The sequence below is a fragment of the Buttiauxella sp. genome (assembly GCF_035271705.1).
Classification (GTDB): Bacteria; Pseudomonadota; Gammaproteobacteria; order Enterobacterales; family Enterobacteriaceae; genus Buttiauxella.
Genome location: NZ_DATERI010000096.1, coordinates 1 through 20,925 on the forward strand (window position 1 = coordinate 1; position 20,925 = coordinate 20,925).

Below are 20,925 nucleotides of genomic sequence, written 5' to 3' on the forward strand. Positions count from 1 at the left end.
AGAGCAGTACCACCCGAACGGCGATCCCTCGCAGAGTGCTGTGCGTTCTCGCCAGCTCAACCAAAGCGAACAAGTGAATGGCCGTAACCCAGGTGGGGTGCCGGGTGCGCTGTCAAACCAACCGGCTCCAGCGAATAACGCTCCAATTTCAACGCCACCACCCGCTACGTCTGCGAATGGCCAACCACAACAAGCTCAGGCAACGTCAACCTCTTCACAAACTGGCTCGAGTAACACCCAGCGTGACGAGACCACTAACTACGAGGTTGACCGCACTATTCTCCATACCAAGTTGAACGTCGGTGATGTTCAGCGTCTGTCGGTCGCAGTTGTGGTGAATTACCGCCAACTTACCGATGGCAAGCCTTTGCCATTGACCGCTGATCAGATGAAGCAAATTGAAAATCTGACGCGTGAAGCAATGGGCTATTCCGATAAGCGCGGCGATACGCTCAACGTCGTTAACTCACCGTTTAGCGCAGTCGAGGAAACCAGTGCTGAGTTGCCGTTCTGGAAACAACAAGCCTTCTTCGAAATGTTGATGTCGGCAGGTCGCTGGTTGTTGGTGTTGATTGTCGCCTGGCTGCTGTGGCGCAAAGTGGTTCGCCCACAACTGCAACGCAAAGTTGTGACACAACAAGCTCAGGTTGAAGCACAACGCCAACGAGTGGAAGAAGAAGATGCGGTAGCTGTACGCTTGTCGAAAGACGAACAACAACAGCAACGCAAAGCTAACCAACGTCTCAGCGCTGAAGTGATGAGCCAACGTATCCGCGATATGTCTGATAACGATCCGCGCGTCGTTGCGCTGGTTATCCGCCAATGGATGAGTACCGAACTATGAGTATTACCGGCACAGAAAAAAGCGCCATTCTGATGATGACCATAGGCGAAGATCGTGCAGCCGAGGTGTTCAAACACCTCAGCCCGCGCGAGGTGCAGCACATCAGTGCCGCGATGGCCAGCATTCGCCAGATATCTAATAAACAACTGACCGAAGTGTTAGCCGAGTTCGAGCAAGAAGCTGAGCTATACGCCGCCCTGTCGGTTAACGCTAACGACTATCTGCGTTCAGTCTTGATAAAAGCACTGGGTGAAGAACGTGCGTCCAGTCTGCTGGAAGATATTCTGGAAACTCGCGAAACCACTTCGGGTATGGAAACACTCAACTTTATGGAACCGCAGAGTGCCGCGGATCTTATTCGCGACGAGCACCCGCAAATTATCGCCACCATTCTGGTACACCTCAAACGTGGCCAGGCGGCAGATATTCTGGCGTTGTTCGACGAGCGTTTACGCCACGACGTGATGCTGCGTATTGCGACCTTCGGCGGCGTCCAACCAGCAGCACTGGCCGAATTGACCGAAGTGCTCAACGGCCTGCTCGATGGCCAAAACCTCAAGCGCAGCAAAATGGGCGGCGTGAGGACTGCAGCAGAGATTATCAACCTGATGAAAACTCAGCAGGAAGAAGCGGTTATCACCGCCGTTCGCGACTTCGATGGCGAGCTGGCACAAAAAATCATCGACGAGATGTTCCTGTTCGAAAACCTCGTTGCAGTCGACGACCGCAGCATCCAGCGCCTGTTGCAGGAAGTGGAATCCGAATCGCTGCTTATCGCACTCAAAGGTGCAGAACAGCCATTGCGCGAGAAGTTCCTGCGCAACATGTCGCAACGTGCAGCCGATATTCTGCGCGACGACCTCTCCAACCGCGGCCCGGTACGCTTGTCGCAGGTGGAAAACGAACAGAAGGCGATTCTGCTTATCGTTCGTCGTCTGGCAGAAAGCGGCGAGATGGTAATTGGTACCAGCGAGGATACTTATGTCTAACGGGCTTCCCTGGAAAATCTGGACGCCAGACGACCTGGCACCACCTTTGCAATCATTCGAACCGCTGTTCTCGTCCGATTCTACTGCTGCCGAGGACGAGTTTCCTCCGCAGGAGAGCGAACCCGATTTAGAGCAGGCTCTGGCGAAAATGCAGATGCAGGCGCATGAACAAGGTCATCAGTTGGGTTATGCCGCAGGGCACACAGCTGGTGCGGAAGAAGGTCGCAAAGCGGGTTTTCAGCAAGGCATGGAACAGGGTCTGGCTGAAGCAAAACTACAGCAAGCGCCTGTTCACGCACGGATGCAGCAGTTGGTCAGCGAGTTCCAGTACACGCTGGATGCCCTCGATAGCGTCATCGCTTCGCGTCTGATGCAAATGGCTCTGGAAGCAGCGCGCCAGGTTATCGGTGAGACAAAAGGCATTGATAACAGTGCACTGATTAAACAGATTCAGGTGCTATTACAGCAAGAACCGCTGTTCAGTGGCAAACCGCAACTGCGTGTGCATCCCGATGATTTACAACGTGTTGAAGAGATGCTTGGTGCAACGCTCAGTCTACATGGCTGGCGGTTGCGCGGTGACCCGAGTCTGCATCAGGGAGGCTGTAAAGTTTCCGCTGACGAAGGCGATCTCGATGCCAGTGTGGCAACACGCTGGCAGGAACTCTGCCGCCTTGCAGCACCTGGAGTCTTGTGATGACCGCTCGTTTAACCCGCTGGCTCAACACTCTCGATAATTTCGAAGCGCGAATGTCACAGCTACCCACCGTTCGCCGTTATGGCCGACTGACGCGTGCAACCGGTCTGGTGCTTGAAGCCACCGGCTTGCAACTGCCCCTGGGTTCGACTTGCATTATCGAACAGCACTCCAGAGATATCGAGTGCGAAGTCGTGGGTTTTAACGGCAAAAAACTGTTCCTGATGCCACTTGAGGAAGTCGAAGGTATTTTGCCTGGTGCGCGCGTTTACGCCAGAGCCTGCGGTGAAGGTGGCCTGCACAGCGGAAAACAATTACCGCTCGGCCCGGCACTGTTGGGCCGTGTGCTCGACGGCAGTGGTCGTCCACTCGACAGTCTTCCGGCTCCCGAAACCACTACCATGGGTTCGCTGGGTGCCGCTCCCGTCAACCCGTTACAACGAACCCCCATCGAACACGTTCTGGATGTCGGCGTGCGCCCCATTAATGCGCTGCTGACTGTCGGTCGTGGGCAACGTATGGGCCTGTTTGCGGGTTCCGGCGTCGGTAAGAGCGTGCTGTTGGGCATGATGGCGCGTTATACCGAGGCTGATGTGATAGTCGTGGGTTTAATCGGTGAGCGTGGGCGTGAAGTAAAAGATTTTATCGAGAACATTCTCGGCCCTGAAGGCCGTGCACGTTCGGTCGTGATTGCTGCTCCGGCAGATGTCTCACCATTGTTACGTATGCAGGGTGCGGCATATGCAACGCGAATCGCCGAAGATTTCCGAGACCGTGGCCAGCATGTGTTGCTGATTATGGACTCCCTCACCCGCTATGCGATGGCACAACGTGAAATCGCACTCGCCATTGGTGAACCTCCCGCGACCAAAGGTTATCCACCGTCGGTCTTTGCCAAACTCCCGGCACTGGTTGAACGTGCGGGTAACGGCATACATGGCGGCGGGTCGATTACTGCGTTTTATACCGTTTTGACCGAAGGCGACGACCAACAAGACCCGATTGCCGACTCCGCGCGCGCCATTCTTGATGGCCACATTGTGTTGTCGCGCCGTCTTGCTGAAGCGGGCCACTATCCCGCTATCGACATTGAAGCGTCAATTAGCCGCGCCATGACATCATTAATTACCGACCCACACTACGCACGGGTTCGTCATTTCAAGCAACTGTTATCCAGTTTCCAGCGTAACCGCGATTTAGTCAGCGTCGGGGCATATGCCAAAGGCAGCGATCCGCTGCTCGACAAAGCCATTGTGCTGTGGCCGCAGTTGGAAGCCTTTTTGCAACAAGGAATTTTAGAATGCAGCGGCTGGGAAGAGGCTTGTCAGTCACTGGAAATTATTTTCCCGACAGTTTGATGTATGAAGGAGTTGAGAGGTCATCATGAATCAAAGCACCGCACTGGATACCCTGCGCGACCTCGCAGAAAAAGATGTCGACAATGCCGCTGTACGCTTAGGGGAAATGCGCCGCGGCTGCCAGCAGGCTGAAGAACAACTCAACATGCTGGTTAACTATCAGTTTGAATACAGCACCAGCCTCAATGACAACATGAGCCAGGGCATTGCCAGTAACCGTTGGCAGAATTATCAGCAGTTTATTCAGACCCTTGAGAAAGCCATTGACCAACACCGCCAACAATTAATGCAGTGGAACAATAAGGTCAGCCAGGCGCTCAATTACTGGCAAGAGAAGCAAAAAAGATTACAAGCCTGGCAAACGTTACAAGATCGTAAAGCCGCACAAGTGTTATTGGCTGAAAACAAGCTCGATCAAAAAATGATGGATGAATATGCCCAGCGGGCAACACTGAGGAAAGTAGAATAATGACACTGCCACTGATAATAACTTCTACGGATGCCGTAAACAGTTTGTCTACTTCAGGTAGCACAGCCGCTGCGGATAAAGGTTTCAGCGAAGATTTTCTGAGCCTGCTCGGTAAAGCGTTACCCGGCCAGTTGACACTCGCAGACGGCAAAACGGTGTCACTTGAAGCCGCGCTGAATAAAACCGCGGGTAAAAGCACAAGCACAGGCATAAGTACTAGTACAAGCACAGTCGATGAAAAAGCCAACCTCACTGCGCTGCTAGACAATCTCGACACACCAGAAGCGCTATCTGCCCTGCTCTCCAATATAAAAAAAACCAGCAGCGACGATAAAACCGCCCAAATTGAAGCGCAGAATGATCAAACCACTACGCTGAGCAATGCGGACATGCAGGCTTTGAGCGCACTTTTTGCCATGTTGCCGCAGCAATTGACAGCCGCCAGCCCCCTGAATATCCAGCCTGAAACGCAAGGGGATGTGGATGGGAATGAAACAAACACGTTAAATGCTTTGCTCTCGGGCAGCGGAATCAAAAACATCCTATCGGGTGATACGAGTGGTAATACCACCGTGTTGGACAAAACCGTCGGGATGGAAAAGCCTTCTGTTGCAACAAATGCGACGTCCATCAGCAACCAACCGTTAGCACCGTTAGCAGAGACTAAAACCTTCACCGCGTTCAACAGTCCAGAAAATGGCAGCCGTGATAATGCAGCAAACAACACGACGACCGCTTCGACGGTGACAACACCAGCCTTCAGTACTGCGACGGTAGCAACGCCGGCCTCGACACAAATTGCTGTGCCTGTCGCGCCACAGATTAGCGCGCAACTGGGAAGCCAGGAATGGCAGCAATCAGTGAGCCAGCACATTACCTTGTTCACGCGCCAGGGCCTGCAAAGCGCTGAGTTACGTCTGCATCCTGAAGATCTCGGACAAATTCAAATCAGCATGAAACTTGACGATAACCAGGCGCAATTGCAGATGGTATCGGCCCACAGCCACGTGCGTGCAGCACTTGAGGCCACATTGCCTAACTTGCGTATTGCGCTGGCAGAAAGCGGTATTCAGTTGGGGCAAAGCAGTATCAGCAGCGAAAGTTTTGCTCAACAGCAACAACAATCTGGTCAACAGCAGCAACAGACACAGCGTTCAGCTGGCGCTTTCCCGTCATTGGGTGAGTCTGAATCGCTGGCCGTTCCTACCAGTATTCAACGTTTAGTATCAGGTAATAATGCGGTAGATATTTTTGCCTGAGCCACTTTCCTTAAGCTAAACGAGAAAGGTAACAACAAAAATCACGTGTTTTCGGGCCTTTGAACGCCCGAAAACACGTGATAATTAACCAATATGCAGTACCGATACAGGAAAGATGCGTTTTATGACTGACATCGCTTTGCCCAAAAGCCGCAAGAGGCCCATCTGGATTATTTTACTGGTCCTGATTACTCTTGCTGCGTGTGCTACCGCAGGTTACAGCTACTGGCGTATGCAGCAGCAACCTGCTTCCGCTGAGCTTAAGGCGCCTGAACTACCGCCAGCACCTGTGTTTTTAGCGCTGGATACCTTCACCGTTAACCTCGGTGATGCTGACCGCGTTTTGTATATCGGTATCACTTTGCGCTTGAAAGATGATGCTACGCGCCAACGTCTGAGCGAATTCTTGCCAGAAGTGCGCAGCCGCTTACTGCTGCTTTTCTCCCGTCAGGATGGCGCACAACTTGCCACTGATGAAGGCAAACAAAAGCTGGTCGAAGCCATAAAGAACACGCTGGCTCCGCCACTGGTCGCCGGACAACCACAACAGGCAGTCAGCGACGTGCTGTATACCGCCTTCATTTTGCGGTAACCCCATGGCCGATAGCATTCTTTCTCAGGCCGAAATTGACGCACTGTTAAATGGCGACAGTGACAGCAGCAACGAACCGACTGCTGGTGCGTCGATAGAAACGGATATTCGTCCGTATGATCCTAATACCCAGCGTCGCGTGGTGCGTGAACGCCTGCAGGCGCTGGAGATCATTAACGAGCGTTTTGCCCGTCAGTTCCGTATGGGGCTATTTAACCTGTTACGTCGTAGCCCGGACATTACCGTCGGGGCGATTCGTATACAGCCTTATCACGAATTTGCCCGCAACCTGCCGGTACCCACTAACCTCAACCTGATGCACCTCAAACCGCTACGCGGTACTGGCTTGTTTGTGTTTTCACCAAGCCTTGTGTTCATCGCCGTTGACAACCTGTTTGGTGGAGATGGGCGTTTTCCAACCAAAGTGGAAGGTCGGGAATTTACGCATACCGAACAGCGTGTCATTAACCGCATGCTGAAACTGGCACTGGAATCGTACAGTGACGCATGGAAAGCCATTTATCCGCTCGATGTGGAATATGTGCGTTCCGAAATGCAGGTGAAATTTACCAATATCACCACGTCGCCAAACGACATCGTGGTGAACACGCCATTCCATGTAGAAATCGGCAACTTGACCGGCGAGTTTAATATCTGCCTGCCGTTTAGCATGATTGAACCGTTGCGCGAGCTGTTGGTAAATCCACCGCTGGAAAACTCCCGCCAGGAAGACCAAAGCTGGCGCGATACGCTGGTGCGTCAGGTACAGCATTCTGAGCTGGAGCTGATTGCCAACTTCGCAGACATTCCGCTGCGTCTGTCGCAAATTTTAAAATTGAAACCTGGTGACGTGCTGCCAATTGATAAGCCGGACAGAATTCTGGCACACGTTGATGGTGTTCCAGTGCTGACCAGTCAGTACGGCACGCTTAACGGTCAGTACGCTTTGCGCGTAGAACATTTGATCAACCCGATACTGAATTCGCTGAACGAGGAACAGCCCAAATGAGTGATATTAATCAACCGTCCGACGACAATGCAGGCTCCGTGGACGATCTGTGGGCTGACGCGCTAAACGAACAAAAAGTCTCCACTAAAAGTACGGCTGACAGCGTATTCCGTGCGCTGGAAGGTAATGACATTGCCGGGGCGATGCAAGATATCGACCTGATTATGGACATTCCGGTCAAACTGACCGTGGAACTGGGCCGTACGCGCATGACCATCAAAGAACTGCTGCGTTTATCGCAAGGTTCGGTCGTGGCACTGGATGGCCTCGCAGGTGAGCCGCTGGATATTCTGATCAACGGATATCTGATTGCGCAGGGTGAAGTCGTGGTGGTGGCCGATAAATACGGCGTACGTATCACCGACATCATTACACCTTCTGAACGTATGCGTCGTCTGAGCCGTTAATCCGATGAAGACCCAGGCAACAGTACAGCAGGCTGTACAACCACAGACTGCCGCCAGCACCAGCTCTCCGCTTGTTCAGGTGAGTGGAGCATTAACGGCGATTATTATTTTTATCTTGCTTGCCGCCTGGGTTGCAAAACGTTTCGGTTTCACACCGAAAACGGGTTCCAGCAAAGAGATGAAAGTCAGCGCCAGTTGCAGCGTTGGCGCCCGTGAACGGGTGGTGATTGTTGATGTACCAGACGCGCGTCTGGTGCTCGGCGTCACCGCTGGGCAAATTACCCATTTACATACTCTGCCACCCCGCCCTGTGAGTGAAACAGTGACTCCCGTGGTCCCTGCTGATTTTCAGAGTCTGATGAAAAACCTGCTTAAACGAAACGGGAAAGATTAATGAAACGTTGGCTCCCCTTCTCGTTGCTCGGGCTGCTGTTAGTTATGCCAGCCGCCTTTGCTCAATTGCCGGGTCTTGTCAGCCAGCCGATGTCCAACGGTGGCCAAAGTTGGTCGCTACCGGTACAGACGCTGGTCTTTATTACCTCGCTGACTTTTTTACCCGCAATCCTACTGATGATGACTAGCTTCACGCGCATCATTATTGTTTTTGGTTTGCTGCGCAGTGCATTGGGTACCCCGTCAGCACCGCCAAACCAGGTGTTGCTGGGACTTGCGCTGTTTTTAACATTTTTCATTATGGCCCCCGTGTTCGATAAGATTTATACCGACGCGTATCAGCCATTTAGCGAGAACAAAATCCAGATGGAAGAAGCGCTGGAAAAAGGTTCTCAGCCCCTGCGCGAGTTCATGCTACGCCAAACCCGTGAAGCGGATCTGGCGCTGTTTGCCCGACTGGCAAATACCCCACCGCTCGAAGGTCCGGAAGTCGTACCGATGCGCATATTGCTACCGGCCTATGTCACCAGCGAGCTGAAAACCGCCTTCCAGATTGGCTTTACCGTTTTCATTCCGTTTCTGATTATCGACCTAGTGATTGCCAGCGTGCTGATGGCGCTGGGGATGATGATGTTGCCACCCGCAACCATTGCTCTGCCCTTTAAATTAATGCTGTTTGTGTTGGTGGATGGTTGGCAACTGCTTGTCGGCTCACTGGCACAAAGTTTCTACAGTTAGAGGGGAAAAAGATGACTCCTGAGTCGGTCATGATGATGGGCACCGAAGCGATGAAAGTGGCTTTGATGCTCGCCGCACCGTTGTTGATGGTGGCAATGGTTACAGGTCTTATCATCAGCATGTTACAAGCCGCCACACAGATTAACGAAATGACGCTTTCGTTCATCCCAAAAGTGATTGCCGTGTTTGTCACTATTATCGTGGCAGGGCCATGGATGCTTAATCTGTTGCTGGACTACATGCGCACCATGCTAACGAACATCCCGATGAACATTGGATGATTCACGTTGATAGCGGGCAGTGGCTCACATTACTGAGTATGGGATTCTGGCCATTTCTACGCATTATGGCCCTGATTTCTACCGCCCCCATTCTGAGCGAACGCTCCATTTCAAAGAAGGTAAAAATTGGCCTTGGCCTAATGATTACCTGGATAATTGCCCCGACAATTCCTGCCGCAGATGTGACGATTTTCTCGGCCGCAGGCTTCTGGCTCGCGGCACAACAAATACTGATTGGCATTGCACTGGGCTTTACCATGCAGTTTGCCTTTGCCGCCATACGTACCGCAGGGGAAATCATCGGACTACAGATGGGCTTGTCTTTTGCCACCTTCTTTGACCCTGCTAGCCGCCTGAATATGCCGGTACTGGCGCGTTTTATTGACATGCTGGCAATGTTGCTGTTTCTGGTATTTAACGGCCATTTGTGGCTAATTTCGATGCTGGTCGATACTTTTCACACCCTGCCGATCGGTGGTGATCCCATCAATAGTAATGCGTTTATGGCGCTGACTCGTGCAGGTAGTTTAATCTTCATTAACGGTTTGATGTTGGCACTGCCAGTGATTACGTTACTGCTAACACTGAACATCGCCCTCGGTTTACTCAACCGTATGTCCCCCCAACTTTCGGTATTTGCCATTGGCTTTCCATTCACCCTTGGCATTGGCATGCTCGTCGTGATCGCCTTGATTCCTTTGATGGCGCCATTCACCGAACATCTATTTGGTGAAGTATTTAATTTGCTCGCTGATATTGTGAGTGAAATACCTGCATATTAATTCCATATCTTTTGTGGTGGCTTGCTAAGGATATTCCTAAAAGCATTTTTGAATAACATCTACCAGGATACACCTGGCGCGGCTTATATGTTTTTAGCTATCTCACAAAATGTAATCTTCACTTTACTTTGAGAACATTCCTAGCAAATTATACATAACTTTACTAGATAGTTATCACGCCTAAAAATACTTAATTACGGGTAGGAGGGGCTATGTCAACGATCATTATGGATTTATGCAGTTATACCCGGCTAGGATTAACAGGATATTTAACCAGCCGTGGCATCCGAAAACGACAGATGACAAACGTGGAGACTATCGAGGAGCTGGCGCAAGCCTGTGAGTCTCAGTTGCCCAATGTGGTGTTTATTAATGAAGACTGTTTTATCCATGATTCTCAAAGCAGCGAGAAAATTAGGCAGATCATTAATCAGCATCCCAATACTTTATTCCTGGTCTTTATGGCGATAGCGAATATTCATTTTGATGAATATCTTTTGGTGCGGAGTAATCTGTTAATTAGCTCCAAATCAATAAAGCCAGAGTCACTAGATGAGATTCTGTCTGAATATTTAGCAAAAAATTCGCATTGCATCGGCCATATTAATTTACCCACATTGTCATTAAGTCGAACGGAGTCGAGCATGCTTAAAATGTGGATGTCCGGGCAAGGTACAATACAAATTTCAGACCAGATGAATATCAAAGCTAAAACGGTGTCATCGCACAAAGGAAATATAAAGCGAAAGATAAAGACACATAACAAGCAGGTGATTTATCACGTGGTTCGTCTGACGGATAATGTGACTAACGGTATTTTTGTTAATTTACGATAGTCCGTTATTTCAGGCCCGCCAGTGAGTAGACGGTGGCGGATAGCGCAAGCTATTCCGCCCTATCGGATACTCATTCTGCCCTCTCGGGTACTACTCCGAATGCTCCACAAAAATACCGTCCGGGCTCCCCAACTCGTTAAAGAACCAAATACCCAACGGATACTCTTCAAGAGACACCAAGTACATCGTCCCTTCACTAAACTGCTCGACAGCTAACACCACGCCCGGCCGACGTGGGCCACCATCGGTTTTTACTGTGACGCGATCGTTGATATTCATAACAAAATTCCTCCGGTTTCTTTGTGCCAGTGTAGATCAAAAACGACTCATTCGCATCGGATCATGCCCCACCCGTAGGGGGTTATTTAAGCGTCTATACTTATTCTCGGATACACCCTGGAGGACTACGGCATGAAGAGCGCGAAAGAACTCAATGACACAGCACGTATCGATGTCGATGCGTTACTGGCGGCCATCAATGAGATAAGCGAAAGTGAAGTCACGCGGGCAAGCGACAGCGACGATCCCCATCGGGTCAGTATCGATGGTCGCACATGGCACACCTACTCCGAACTCGCAGAGGCCTTTGAGTTGGATATTCACGATTTTAGTGTCAATGAAGTGAACAGATAGAGATACCCAAATAATTCGAGTTGCAGGACAAAAGGCTTCAGCTTGAAGTATGAAGGGTAAAAGAATCCCGGCGAGAAAGCCGGGATAAACTTGCGTTAGCAAGAAGCAATTGAAAATTCGTTACATCAGGAAATCTGATGTGTGCTCACAGTACCTTAGATTTATTTCAAAACAATGAATTATTCGCCATATGTATATTTTAATTTTAGATATGTCCCAGTTTGAACCCGCTGTAATCGCTTACCAGCCGTGGCTTCAGCTCAGAGTGAACGTCGCTATAAATGATTAACTCATTAGTTTAATTGAGATAATTCCTAACCATCTGGATCTGAATTTTCGCATTTTAGGAGAAGCACCATGCCACATTTGCACGATCCGTTATTAATCATTTCAGATCTTGATGGCACGCTGCTCGAGCATCATTCCTATCGCTGGGAGGCCGCCAGTCCGTGGATCAGTGTGTTGCGTCAACACAACATCCCCTTGATTTTATGTAGCGCAAAAAGTGCCGCTGAAATCATGGACTGGCAAAACGAATTTTCATTAACAGGACAGGCATTTATCGCTGAAAACGGCGCGGTAATTCAGCTTGATGCAAGGTGGAGTGACAGTGACGACTACCCTCGCTTGCTAACCGGGATTTACCATGAAGAACTGTTTTCTCTGCTTGATAAGCTGCGGCAGAAATTCGGCTTCAAATTCACCTGTTTTGCCGATGTTGACGAAAACACCCTTTGCGAACTGACTGGACTGACTCGAAAACAAGCAAGCCTTGCGAAACTCAGCGAAGCATCAGAAACATTAATCTGGCGCGATAGCGACGAAATGATGGCGGCATTTCGCGAACAGCTCACATCTATGGGTTTAATGATTTTGCAAGGCGGGCGATTCTGGCATGTCCTCGATATACAGGCTGGCAAAGATAAAGCTATTCACTGGCTGGAAGAACAATTTCAACAACGTGATGGCAAAACTCACATTACAATTGGGCTTGGCGACAGCCCTAGTGACGCATTATTGCTTGATAGCGTTGATTACGCCGTCATCGTCAAAGGCTACAGCCGCCAGCCGGTCACGCTGCAAAATGACCATCCGCAGCGCGTGTATCGCAGCCAGAACTATGGCCCGGAAGGTTGGAAAGAGGGCCTTGATCATTTCATCACCTTGAAATAACGCCGATTTAGTCGTGGCTGCAGACCTGATTGCGTCCGCCCTGCTTCGCTTTATATAAGCGATGATCGGCGCAGGATTGCAGCCGCTCAAAATCGTAATCGTTTGATTCCGAAGTGCTACTCACACCGAACGACGCGCTGATCCTCGTCGTATTCCCCTTCTTTATCAGCAGTTCTTTAGTGTTTATACGCACTCTGATGCGCTCAGCCACTTTTACGGCCTCTTCAAGTGTTGTGTCAGGCAATACGATACAGAACTCCTCTCCGCCAACGCGCCCAGCGACATCCCCATCACGAAACGCATCACTGAGCATCGCTGCTGCATGAGCCAACACTTTATCACCACTGTTGTGGCCAAAACGGTCATTGATACTTTTGAAAAAATCGAGGTCCATCTGAATAACACAGAAGGGTTGTGCTTGCTGCTGACATTCCTGCGACAATTTGTGCGCAATCTCGAAGAAAGCCCCACGATTGTATAAACGGGTTAATGTGTCGTAATTTGCACGCCAGGTCAGTGTTTGCTGCAGGTTGAACATGTTATTCACCAGGCGGCGGATCACCATCCAGGAAACAAACAACATAAATGTAAACAGCAACCACAGAACGCTGAACACGATACTGATGCGACCAAACTCACCGTGTACCCCCTCTTCAAGGGTATGAACTTTTACCAGTAAGCCATCAAAGCTGTTGAGTTTAGCCCAGGTGATAAAACGGCTATCCATGCGTAATTCACCCTGCCCTCCTGGTTTAGCTTCCGCTGCTGCACCGGCAATTTGTGCCAGTTGAGGTGCGGTAAATAACGAATATTCCGGCAGGTGTTCAGCCGATGTGGCGATGGGGTTGAATTCTTTGTCATAGAGCAACACCGTGCCTTCATGGTCGTCATATTGGGCTTCTTGTAAAAATTCATGCAGTGAGTCAATGGGGTAATCGAATGCCAGTATGCCGTACCAGCGACCATTGAAATCCAGTGGAATTGTCGCCGTAATTATCTCACCGGAAGTGCTGTTTGGATTAACGGTGTGCGTCCATCGCAACGCCCGCGAGGGGTTATTTTGCGGTGATTGTGAGGAAAAGTAGGGTTGCGCAATAAAACTGTAAAACAAGGAAACGATCTTCGAGTCATTCGCAGGAGGGTTACTGGACAGGAAAAAACCACTTCGCGAAACATAGAATAGCCGTTGTGGTAACATTCGTGCACTGCCGGATAAACGCATGATATAGCTCAACTCAAGTGCTGAGCTGAGTTCCGTATGGATAGCCTCTTCATCGCGCTCGAGTAACGGACTGCTGTTAACAAACTCGTCCGAAACACCATTTATCGGCAAACTGCGACTTAAATCCAGGCGAAATTGCCAGAAAGATTGGCTGCGTACATGATCAAACTCGGCCAGGGATTTTCGGGTTCGGTCCGTTGAGATGGGGGATTGCAGCGCGTAGTGCATGGTATTGCGATAAAACAACAGATTATCGATGTTGTACTGAAGTTGTCTGTCCAACAGGGTTGCGACGCTATCGAGACTATTGCGCTGGTTGGCAACATAGGCTCCTTCGAGCACCACAGCTTCACGCCATGTTAATACCGTGGAAAATATAAATACCACTATAAAACAAATATTAACGACACTCTTTGGGCTTCTGAAACGCATAATCTCGCGCTGAATTGCATCGCCAAACACTCACATTCTCCCGATACCACAATCATCTAATAGCCAGCCACACCTGCCGTAATCTTTTTCTCGTAAGGTATGAGACTGTTCTTATCACTAAGATCGTAGATTATCTCTCAGGATGATTACTAAGGGTAATATATTCACGAAAATAATATGACGCTCAAACGAACAGTCTTCGGGAAATAAAAACGCCCGATGAATAATCGGGCGATTCAGGTTTATCTTTGCGAGGCGCCCCCTGTTGCCAGTGGAGCCAAATCATCCTCTCGGAAGGCCTCACGTTTTACACCATAACCATCATACCAACGACACTCCACCATACCGCTGGAAAACCCGGTAACAATCATCCTTGGGCCACCATTCTTAGGTTGGACTTCATCGCTGACTACAAAGACCATAACTGCCTCCTTTATCAGGGGTGAAAACTTCTACAGTTATAGACAATGACCTGCCGTTTTTCCTGGTTAAAGGTAAAATATATGCAAAAAGTTAGTGAGCTTTGTTGTTACGCAGGCGGCTTATGCCATTGACGACTGCCAATACAATCGCCCCAATGATAAATCCGATAACCAGATTTGCCAGGGTCGGACCAAGCCAATGTACGAGGCTGCCCATCTGCTGCGCCCGGTCTTCAATGACGTGATGGAGGACCGGAATGCCATGCACCAGAATACCGCCGCCGACCAAAAACATCGCCAACGTCCCGACCACTGACAGGAATTTCATCAGCCACGGAGCCAGTATTAATAACCCTTTCCCGATGCCGCGAGCGACTATCGAGCTTTTTTCTATCAGCCAAAAACCGAGGTCATCCAGTTTCACGATGATGCCTACCAGGCCATACACCCCGACAGTCACAACGATGGCTATCCCGGACAGCACCAGCACCTGATTCAACAAAGGAGCGTTTGCCACAATCCCTAATGTGATAGCAACAATTTCGGCAGAGAGAATAAAGTCCGTTCGAATGGCCCCTTTCACTTTATCTTTTTCGTAAACCAACGGGTCCTGAGCCGCAATAGCCTCTAGTCGCCGCCGCTGGTCTTCCGGAGTTTCTTTGTGTTTACGCTCATGCAGGGAGTGCACCACCTTTTCAACGCCTTCATAACACAGGAAAGCACCGCCAATCATTAACAAAGGTGTGATGGCCCAGGGAGCAAATGCACTGATAATCAACGCCAGCGGAACGAGAATGACCTTATTGATGGCGGATCCCTTCGCGACCTGCCAGACCACAGGTATTTCACGGTTGGCCCGCACGCCAGAAACTTGTTGCGCATTGAGCGACAGATCATCGCCCAGTACCCCGGCCGTTTTCTTCGCCGCCAGTTTCCCCATCATCGAAATATCGTCCAGCAACGTGGCGATATCATCCAGCAATGCTAATAAGCTACTTCCAGCCAAAATAAGTATCCTTCTTTGTGTGTCTGTACTCAGTATGGAACAAAAGATCGCTCTCGAAAATCAAACTCTGCTGTCAATAAAAATTAACAATCCATCAACAAGTAAAAAACTCGCCAGAACGACAGTTTTGACGTTAACTATTCGCTCTATCAGCGTTAATTACCCTAAATAATTCGAGTTGCAGGAAGGCGGCGACGCAGTAAATCCTCAGGAGCTTACTCTAGTCAGTGACCCGAGTATTGCCAACGCACATGCAGCTTGAAGTATGACGGGTAAAGAGAGGAAGTATGCACGTTCGTTCGGGTCAATGGCTGCCGCTGGTTGCCGCATTGTTTGCGTTGTATATCATCTGGGGCTCCACTTACTTTGCCATCGCCGTTGGGGTGAAAAGCTGGCCTCCATTTATGATGGCCGGTGTGCGATTTATGGCCGCAGGGGTATTGCTAATGGCGGTGTTATTGCTACGAGGCCATAAATTGCCCGCTCTGCGCCCCATGCTTAACGCCGCACTGATTGGCGTGTTATTGCTGGCAGTGGGCAATGGTTTTGTGACGGTTGCTGAGCATCAACATGTTCCTTCTGGCATCGCTGCCGTGATGGTAGCGACGGTTCCACTCTTTACACTGTGCTTTAGCCGCTTATTTGGCATTCAGACCCGTAAGCTGGAATGGCTCGGGATAGCCATTGGCCTTGGTGGTATCGTGTTGCTCAATAGCGGCGGTAACCTGAGCGGTAATCCGTGGGGTGCAATGCTGATTTTGATTGGTTCGTTAAGCTGGGCTTTTGGTTCAGTCTACGGCTCACGAATTGAATTGCCGACCGGCTTAATGGCAGGAGCCGTTGAAATGCTGGCCGCTGGGATTGTTTTGCTGACGACCTCTGCGTTAACGGGCGAACACCTCACGTCTTTGCCCACTGCGGCGGGTTTCGCGGCGGTGGCTTATCTTTCGCTATTTGGTTCGATTATTGCCATCAGCGCATACATGTACCTGATTCGTAATGTCGCGCCAGCGGTTGCCACCAGCTACGCCTATGTCAATCCCGTGGTTGCGGTGTTATTGGGAACGGGTTTTGCCGGGGAAAGTTTATCCCCCGTGGAATGGTTAGCGCTTGGCGTGATTATCTTTGCCGTTGTGTTGGTCACTCTGGGGAAATATCTGCTGCCCCCAAAGCCGGTAGTGACAGTCTGTAATGTTGAGAAGTAATCAGCTTTCGGGTGGCGTTTGCCACCCATCGTCATTAAGCTCGTGAATGCCAAGGGTGTCGATTTGCGCATGATGCCCGCCACTACAAACCCACTCCTCCAGGCGTTCGCAAAGTGCGACGTCACTCAGTTTATCGCGGCCTCGCAACGCACATTCCCACACCAGAAGCACTCGCCAACCTTCGCTTAATAAACGCTGTACATCGCGCTTATCACGCTCGACATTTTTACCAATCTTATCAAGCCAGAACTCGGTACGCGTGGCAGGCACTTTGAACAAATAGCAATGATGGTGATGCCAGAAACAGCCATGGGCAAAGATAACGCAACGCTGCTCATCAATGACCAAATCTGGCCGCCCGGCAAGGGAAGCATCCTGTACGCGAAAGGGAAAGCCGCACTCGCTTAATAAGGTCGCGAGCCGTTTTTCGATAGCTGTATCGCGCGTCCCAATGGCACGCATATTCTTACTGCGAATCGCTTTGCTATGCACATCAGCCATCTGCCTTCCTTCTTAGGCTATTTCGCCAGGCGCTGTTTGACCGCACGCTTTATTGTCGGCTCAAGAAGGTTTGCGACCGCAGCAAACGCAGGCACCACCACCGAATTACCAAACTGCCGATAAGCTTGGGTATCTGAAACCGGAATACGAAACGCACTCCCCTGCACCGCTTCAAACCCCATTAAACGCGCACATTCACGCGGAGTTAAACGGCGTGGGCGACGCAGTTGATTATCCGCATTATCAAAATCGGCTTCACCTTGTGATTTATCCCAGCCGCGATCCACAAGGACTTCTGCTCCATCTTTGTAATAACGCGCGGAAAGCGTACGTGCCACACTGGCGGGATTCGTCGGGTCAACCAGACCGTATCCAAAACCATTGCCCTTCGCCTGATGTTTTTTCGCGTAGTTATAAAGATACTTCCAGAGAGTCGGCGTGAGGATATATTTCGCGTCTACTACGGGTTCCAGTAGTTCACCAAACGTTGGGCGGCGTTGCGGATAACACTCGCTGAGTTTACGCAGCGTGAAATCTTTGTGCAGATTGAGATCACGACGGAAACCCACCAGCACAATACGTTCGCGATGCTGTGGAAGGAAATTTTTACCGTCGATGATTTTAGGATCGCCAGCCCCCATTATTGCCGCATCAGAGACTTCATAACCCAGGCTATCCAGAGTTTCCATGATGATGCGGAAGGTATTGCCTTTATCGTGACTTTTTAAATTCTTCACGTTTTCCAACACAAAGATGGCTGGGCGTTTCGCGTCAATAATGCGAGCAACATCGAAGAACAGCGTTCCCTGCGTTTCGCAAGCAAAGCCGTGAGCGCGGCCTAGCGCATTTTTCTTCGACACACCCGCCAGGGAAAACGGCTGGCATGGGAAACCCGCCAGCAGTACATCGTGATCCGGCATGCTGGCCTGAATATGTGCAGTGGCTTGTTCATCGCTGACATCGTCACGGTGGCTAAGGGTGACATCACGGATATCCTGATTGAACTGATGATTTTCAGGGCAACAGTACCAATTGGCTTTATAGGTGCGCACCGCGAATTTATTCCACTCGCTGGTAAAAACGCATTGCCCGCCAATCGCTTCGAACCCGCTACGAATACCACCAATACCGGCAAATAAATCGACGAACTTAAATGCGTATTTCCCGTGATGTGCAGGTAGCGCAGGTAGCATACTTTGCAGCATTGCGCTTTCTGCGGGGGTCAATGTGCGAGGCGATGATTTACGGTTATACCAGCGGTTTAGCGATTCACGCGTCCAGTCGCCACTGACCTGGCGCAAATGATGGGCCACCGTTTTCTGGTCATAGATTTCCAGAATGCGGCTCACTAACACGTAGTCTTCTTCTAGTTGCTGTTGTTGCTGGCGTTGTGATTGTTGTGAGAGTTGCTCGGCAATAGCGTCGAAGTCGTTCATCATGAACCAATTTAGGGAAAATAGAGTGCAACTCTATCACTGATTTGACCCAGAGAAAAACAGTACAGCCCGCAAGCCATGCGGGCATCCTTTTAGTTTTAGTGAGAAATTTTTATGAGGATAATTTTTGCGAGGTAAATTGCTCGACGACGTTGCTATCAATACCGCAGTAATCACCTTTCAGCTCAGCACACAACTTGGCCATGTAATGCACTAAAAAATCGGCATTGTACCAGGCCAGTTTTCGCCCAGCTTCGGTTTGCATGGTTTCAGGAAGTTTCAGGAGTTTTTTCTGGAAATGGTCGAGTGCGTAAGTGGCATCATTGAGTTCACGAAAACGCGCCAGCGGATCTTCGCTATCAAACAATGGACGACCTAACGCTCCGGAAGTGTAAAACACGCGCGCAAGGCCGATTGCGCCTAATGACTCCAGGCGGTCAGCATCTTGCACAATTTTCGCTTCAAGGGTTTGTGGTGCAATTTCAGCACTGAAGCTATGAGCCCGCACCGCATGTGCGACCGCATCGTACAGCGGGTGAGGAAAATCGGGAAAATGCGCATCAAGAATTCGCAGCGTTTCTTGTGCCGCCTGGGTTGAGGCAAGATGTCTCTCAGGATGATTTTTTGGCAAATTGACGATGTCATGGAAGTAACAAGCAGTGAGTACCACTAACCTGTCTGCTTCTGTTGTTTCCATGATTTGTTGCGCGGTTTTCCATACGCGCCGGAAATGGGCCACATCGTGGGCTTTATCATCTTGCAACCAGTTGTGGTGCAAATACTCTTCGAAACGCACTTGCCAGTGGGCTATCGGCATACGTACTCCTTACTTCGTAGCTGGACCCGGTACTTAATATGAGTACAAGATCACAAAATTAGCAAGTTTCACTCTGACAATAGCCCATCCTGGCACGATTCATTCATCGGGCACGGGTGTACCAGGCAAGGCCGCCCAATAATGCGGCTACAGACCCCAGAACCAGCAACCCCATCAATGCTCCAAGAAGTTTTCCACTCAGCGAGCCCATATCCCCGCCAGTCACGTTGCTTACCACCCAAAAATAACGCAGCACAGCCCAAACCGTGTATAGGCAGAACCCATAAAATAACCACAGTGCCAACTTCCCGCCCGGTGTCCGGGTCGGTTTCACGTCCATAACGTCTGACATAAGTCTCTCAATCGCTTAGCTTGTTTATGCGATGGCCCCCCATCTCCTGATGTGATTTTTATCACATTCTCACTGCTTTTTGACAGCCTAAAGTGCCTCTTTTTAATTAAGAGGACTCTTAAAATTGTAAGATATAGTGTTATTTTTCATGGAATTAACAACAAAAATATTTTGATGTTTCCTCATTTTCTACAAACCCTTGAGGGTTTAGGTGTGATTAATATCATTTAAAGCAACACTTAAACCAAATTAACTAAAATGATAAATTATCACCCACATTATTTAATTACCACTAACATCCATGTTTAATAATAAAGTGGTGTACGAATTAATACATCTTATGAAATATAAAATTTATACATCAACACATGTAAAGGCATACAAAAAACACATGAAAACATTCAACAAAAATAAACAATATTAATAAATATCAATAAGTTAAACAATTATTTTCGTGTTACATCTCGTCTTATTTATAATAATTAAGTTACATCTTTTTTGATAAAAAACCTGAACGAATTGTAATAGGATCAATACGGTTGTTGAGGGCTTAATACAACTCATTATTCATAATGAACATGGTCTAAAGGAATATATAAATGAAAAGAACAGCACTGGCACTGGTGATCCCTGCTTTATTGGCAATGGGTGCTGCAAATGCAGCAGAAATATATAATAAAGATGGCAATAAACTGGACTTGTCCGGCAAAGTGGATGCACGTCATACATTCTCTGATAATGCAGCTGATGACGGCGACGGTACCTATGTCCAAATTGGTTTTAAAGGCGAAACCCAGATTACAAATGAACTCACCGGTTACGGCCAGTGGGAATACAAAATGTACGCTAATAACATCGAAAATGGTGACAACAGCAATAGCGCCTTCACTCGTCTGGCCTTTGCGGGCTTGAAATACGGCGATTACGGTTCATTCGATTATGGCCGTAACTACGGCGTTGTGTACGACATTGAAGCGTGGACCGATATGCTGCCTGTATTCGGTGGCGATTCTTACACCTGGTCCGACAACTTCATGACCGGTCGCGCAAATGGTGTTGCAACTTACCGTAA

Annotated in this window: 26 protein-coding genes; 18 read left to right on the plus strand and 8 right to left on the minus strand. The window is 49.5% G+C overall.

Annotation, left to right across the window (positions count from 1 at the left end; all coding sequences use genetic code 11):
* The 14 genes from fliF to rcsA form a co-directional block, all read left to right on the plus strand.
* Positions 1 to 844: flagellar basal-body MS-ring/collar protein FliF (gene fliF / locus VJY99_RS08770; protein ID WP_324117673.1), on the plus strand; the 844-nt coding region annotated here is incomplete at its 5' end.
* Complete coding sequence (gene fliG, locus VJY99_RS08775; RefSeq protein WP_324117674.1) at positions 841 to 1,833, plus strand: flagellar motor switch protein FliG; 993 nt, start codon at positions 841 to 843, stop codon at positions 1,831 to 1,833. The genes fliF and fliG, both read left to right, overlap by 4 nt.
* Entirely contained in the window at positions 1,826 to 2,530 is a 705-nt protein-coding gene (fliH, locus tag VJY99_RS08780) for a flagellar assembly protein FliH (protein ID WP_324117675.1), read from the plus strand. Before fliG ends, fliH begins: the two co-directional genes overlap by 8 nt.
* The gene (gene fliI / locus VJY99_RS08785) at positions 2,530 to 3,888 is read left to right on the plus strand and encodes a flagellar protein export ATPase FliI (protein WP_324117676.1); all 1,359 of its coding nucleotides are present in this window, start codon (positions 2,530 to 2,532) and stop codon (positions 3,886 to 3,888) included. Before fliH ends, fliI begins: the two co-directional genes overlap by 1 nt.
* A gap of 25 nt (positions 3,889 to 3,913) precedes the next feature.
* Complete coding sequence (gene fliJ / locus VJY99_RS08790) at positions 3,914 to 4,357, plus strand: flagellar export protein FliJ (RefSeq protein ID WP_324117677.1); 444 nt, start codon at positions 3,914 to 3,916, stop codon at positions 4,355 to 4,357.
* Positions 4,357 to 5,616: a flagellar hook-length control protein FliK gene (locus tag VJY99_RS08795; RefSeq protein ID WP_324117678.1), complete on the plus strand. Its 1,260-nt coding sequence runs from the start codon at positions 4,357 to 4,359 to the stop codon at positions 5,614 to 5,616. The genes fliJ and VJY99_RS08795 overlap by 1 nt, the downstream gene beginning before the upstream one ends.
* A gap of 124 nt (positions 5,617 to 5,740) precedes the next feature.
* Positions 5,741 to 6,208, plus strand: a complete 468-nt coding sequence (gene fliL / locus VJY99_RS08800; RefSeq protein ID WP_324117679.1) for a flagellar basal body-associated protein FliL — start codon at positions 5,741 to 5,743, stop codon at positions 6,206 to 6,208.
* A 4-nt stretch (positions 6,209 to 6,212) separates the two neighbouring features.
* Positions 6,213 to 7,217 (plus strand): flagellar motor switch protein FliM, encoded by a 1,005-nt coding sequence (gene fliM / locus VJY99_RS08805; RefSeq protein ID WP_324117680.1) that lies wholly within the window; start codon positions 6,213 to 6,215, stop codon positions 7,215 to 7,217.
* Positions 7,214 to 7,624, plus strand: a complete 411-nt coding sequence (fliN, locus tag VJY99_RS08810) for a flagellar motor switch protein FliN (RefSeq protein ID WP_064545513.1) — start codon at positions 7,214 to 7,216, stop codon at positions 7,622 to 7,624. Before fliM ends, fliN begins: the two co-directional genes overlap by 4 nt.
* Before the next feature lie 4 nt (positions 7,625 to 7,628).
* A complete protein-coding gene (gene fliO / locus VJY99_RS08815) occupies positions 7,629 to 8,018 on the plus strand; it encodes a flagellar biosynthetic protein FliO (protein ID WP_324117681.1) in 390 nt (129 codons plus the stop codon).
* Entirely contained in the window at positions 8,018 to 8,755 is a 738-nt protein-coding gene (fliP, locus tag VJY99_RS08820; RefSeq protein ID WP_324117682.1) for a flagellar type III secretion system pore protein FliP, read from the plus strand. Before fliO ends, fliP begins: the two co-directional genes overlap by 1 nt.
* An 11-nt stretch (positions 8,756 to 8,766) precedes the next feature.
* Entirely contained in the window at positions 8,767 to 9,036 is a 270-nt protein-coding gene (gene fliQ, locus VJY99_RS08825) for a flagellar biosynthesis protein FliQ (RefSeq protein ID WP_324117683.1), read from the plus strand.
* Positions 9,033 to 9,818, plus strand: a complete 786-nt coding sequence (fliR, locus tag VJY99_RS08830; protein WP_324117684.1) for a flagellar biosynthetic protein FliR — start codon at positions 9,033 to 9,035, stop codon at positions 9,816 to 9,818. Before fliQ ends, fliR begins: the two co-directional genes overlap by 4 nt.
* A 212-nt stretch (positions 9,819 to 10,030) precedes the next feature.
* Positions 10,031 to 10,654 (plus strand): transcriptional regulator RcsA, encoded by a 624-nt coding sequence (gene rcsA, locus VJY99_RS08835; protein ID WP_324117685.1) that lies wholly within the window; start codon positions 10,031 to 10,033, stop codon positions 10,652 to 10,654.
* A gap of 90 nt (positions 10,655 to 10,744) precedes the next feature.
* On the opposite strand, the gene dsrB is transcribed toward rcsA, so the two are convergent.
* The gene (gene dsrB / locus VJY99_RS08840; protein ID WP_324117686.1) at positions 10,745 to 10,933 is read right to left on the minus strand and encodes a protein DsrB; all 189 of its coding nucleotides are present in this window, start codon (positions 10,931 to 10,933) and stop codon (positions 10,745 to 10,747) included.
* A 132-nt stretch (positions 10,934 to 11,065) separates the two neighbouring features.
* On the opposite strand from dsrB, the gene yodD reads away from it, so the two are divergent.
* Complete coding sequence (gene yodD / locus VJY99_RS08845; RefSeq protein ID WP_324117687.1) at positions 11,066 to 11,287, plus strand: YodD family peroxide/acid resistance protein; 222 nt, start codon at positions 11,066 to 11,068, stop codon at positions 11,285 to 11,287.
* A gap of 357 nt (positions 11,288 to 11,644) precedes the next feature.
* Positions 11,645 to 12,460: a mannosyl-3-phosphoglycerate phosphatase-related protein gene (locus VJY99_RS08850; RefSeq protein WP_324117688.1), complete on the plus strand. Its 816-nt coding sequence runs from the start codon at positions 11,645 to 11,647 to the stop codon at positions 12,458 to 12,460.
* 7 nt (positions 12,461 to 12,467) lie between these two features.
* Here VJY99_RS08850 and dgcQ read toward each other — a convergent pair whose 3' ends face one another.
* The 3 genes from dgcQ to VJY99_RS08865 all read right to left on the minus strand — a co-directional run bounded on the left by dgcQ (position 12,468) and on the right by VJY99_RS08865 (position 15,542).
* On the minus strand, positions 12,468 to 14,144 hold the full coding sequence (dgcQ, locus tag VJY99_RS08855; RefSeq protein ID WP_324117689.1) for a cellulose biosynthesis regulator diguanylate cyclase DgcQ: 1,677 nt from the start codon (positions 14,142 to 14,144) through the stop codon (positions 12,468 to 12,470).
* Between the two features lie 212 nt (positions 14,145 to 14,356).
* The gene (locus tag VJY99_RS08860; protein ID WP_324117690.1) at positions 14,357 to 14,536 is read right to left on the minus strand and encodes a YodC family protein; all 180 of its coding nucleotides are present in this window, start codon (positions 14,534 to 14,536) and stop codon (positions 14,357 to 14,359) included.
* Between the two features lie 91 nt (positions 14,537 to 14,627).
* Complete coding sequence (locus tag VJY99_RS08865; protein WP_324117691.1) at positions 14,628 to 15,542, minus strand: DUF808 family protein; 915 nt, start codon at positions 15,540 to 15,542, stop codon at positions 14,628 to 14,630.
* A 287-nt stretch (positions 15,543 to 15,829) separates the two neighbouring features.
* On the opposite strand from VJY99_RS08865, the gene yedA reads away from it, so the two are divergent.
* Complete coding sequence (gene yedA / locus VJY99_RS08870) at positions 15,830 to 16,747, plus strand: drug/metabolite exporter YedA (protein ID WP_324117692.1); 918 nt, start codon at positions 15,830 to 15,832, stop codon at positions 16,745 to 16,747.
* On the opposite strand, the gene VJY99_RS08875 is transcribed toward yedA, so the two are convergent.
* The 4 genes from VJY99_RS08875 to drpB form a co-directional block, all read right to left on the minus strand.
* Positions 16,748 to 17,248: a very short patch repair endonuclease gene (locus tag VJY99_RS08875; protein WP_324117693.1), complete on the minus strand. Its 501-nt coding sequence runs from the start codon at positions 17,246 to 17,248 to the stop codon at positions 16,748 to 16,750.
* 17 nt (positions 17,249 to 17,265) lie between these two features.
* Positions 17,266 to 18,684 carry a DNA cytosine methyltransferase gene (locus tag VJY99_RS08880; protein ID WP_324117696.1) on the minus strand — a complete coding sequence of 473 codons (1,419 nt, stop codon included), beginning with the start codon at positions 18,682 to 18,684 and terminating at the stop codon, positions 17,266 to 17,268.
* A 112-nt stretch (positions 18,685 to 18,796) separates the two neighbouring features.
* Entirely contained in the window at positions 18,797 to 19,501 is a 705-nt protein-coding gene (locus tag VJY99_RS08885; protein ID WP_324117694.1) for a phosphohydrolase, read from the minus strand.
* Positions 19,502 to 19,604: 103 nt separating this feature from the next.
* Positions 19,605 to 19,841 (minus strand): cell division protein DrpB, encoded by a 237-nt coding sequence (gene drpB, locus VJY99_RS08890; protein WP_324117697.1) that lies wholly within the window; start codon positions 19,839 to 19,841, stop codon positions 19,605 to 19,607.
* Between the two features lie 611 nt (positions 19,842 to 20,452).
* Here drpB and VJY99_RS08895 point away from each other — a divergent pair.
* Positions 20,453 to 20,925 (plus strand): porin (locus VJY99_RS08895; RefSeq protein ID WP_324117695.1); only part of this gene is annotated, 473 nt, incomplete at its 3' end.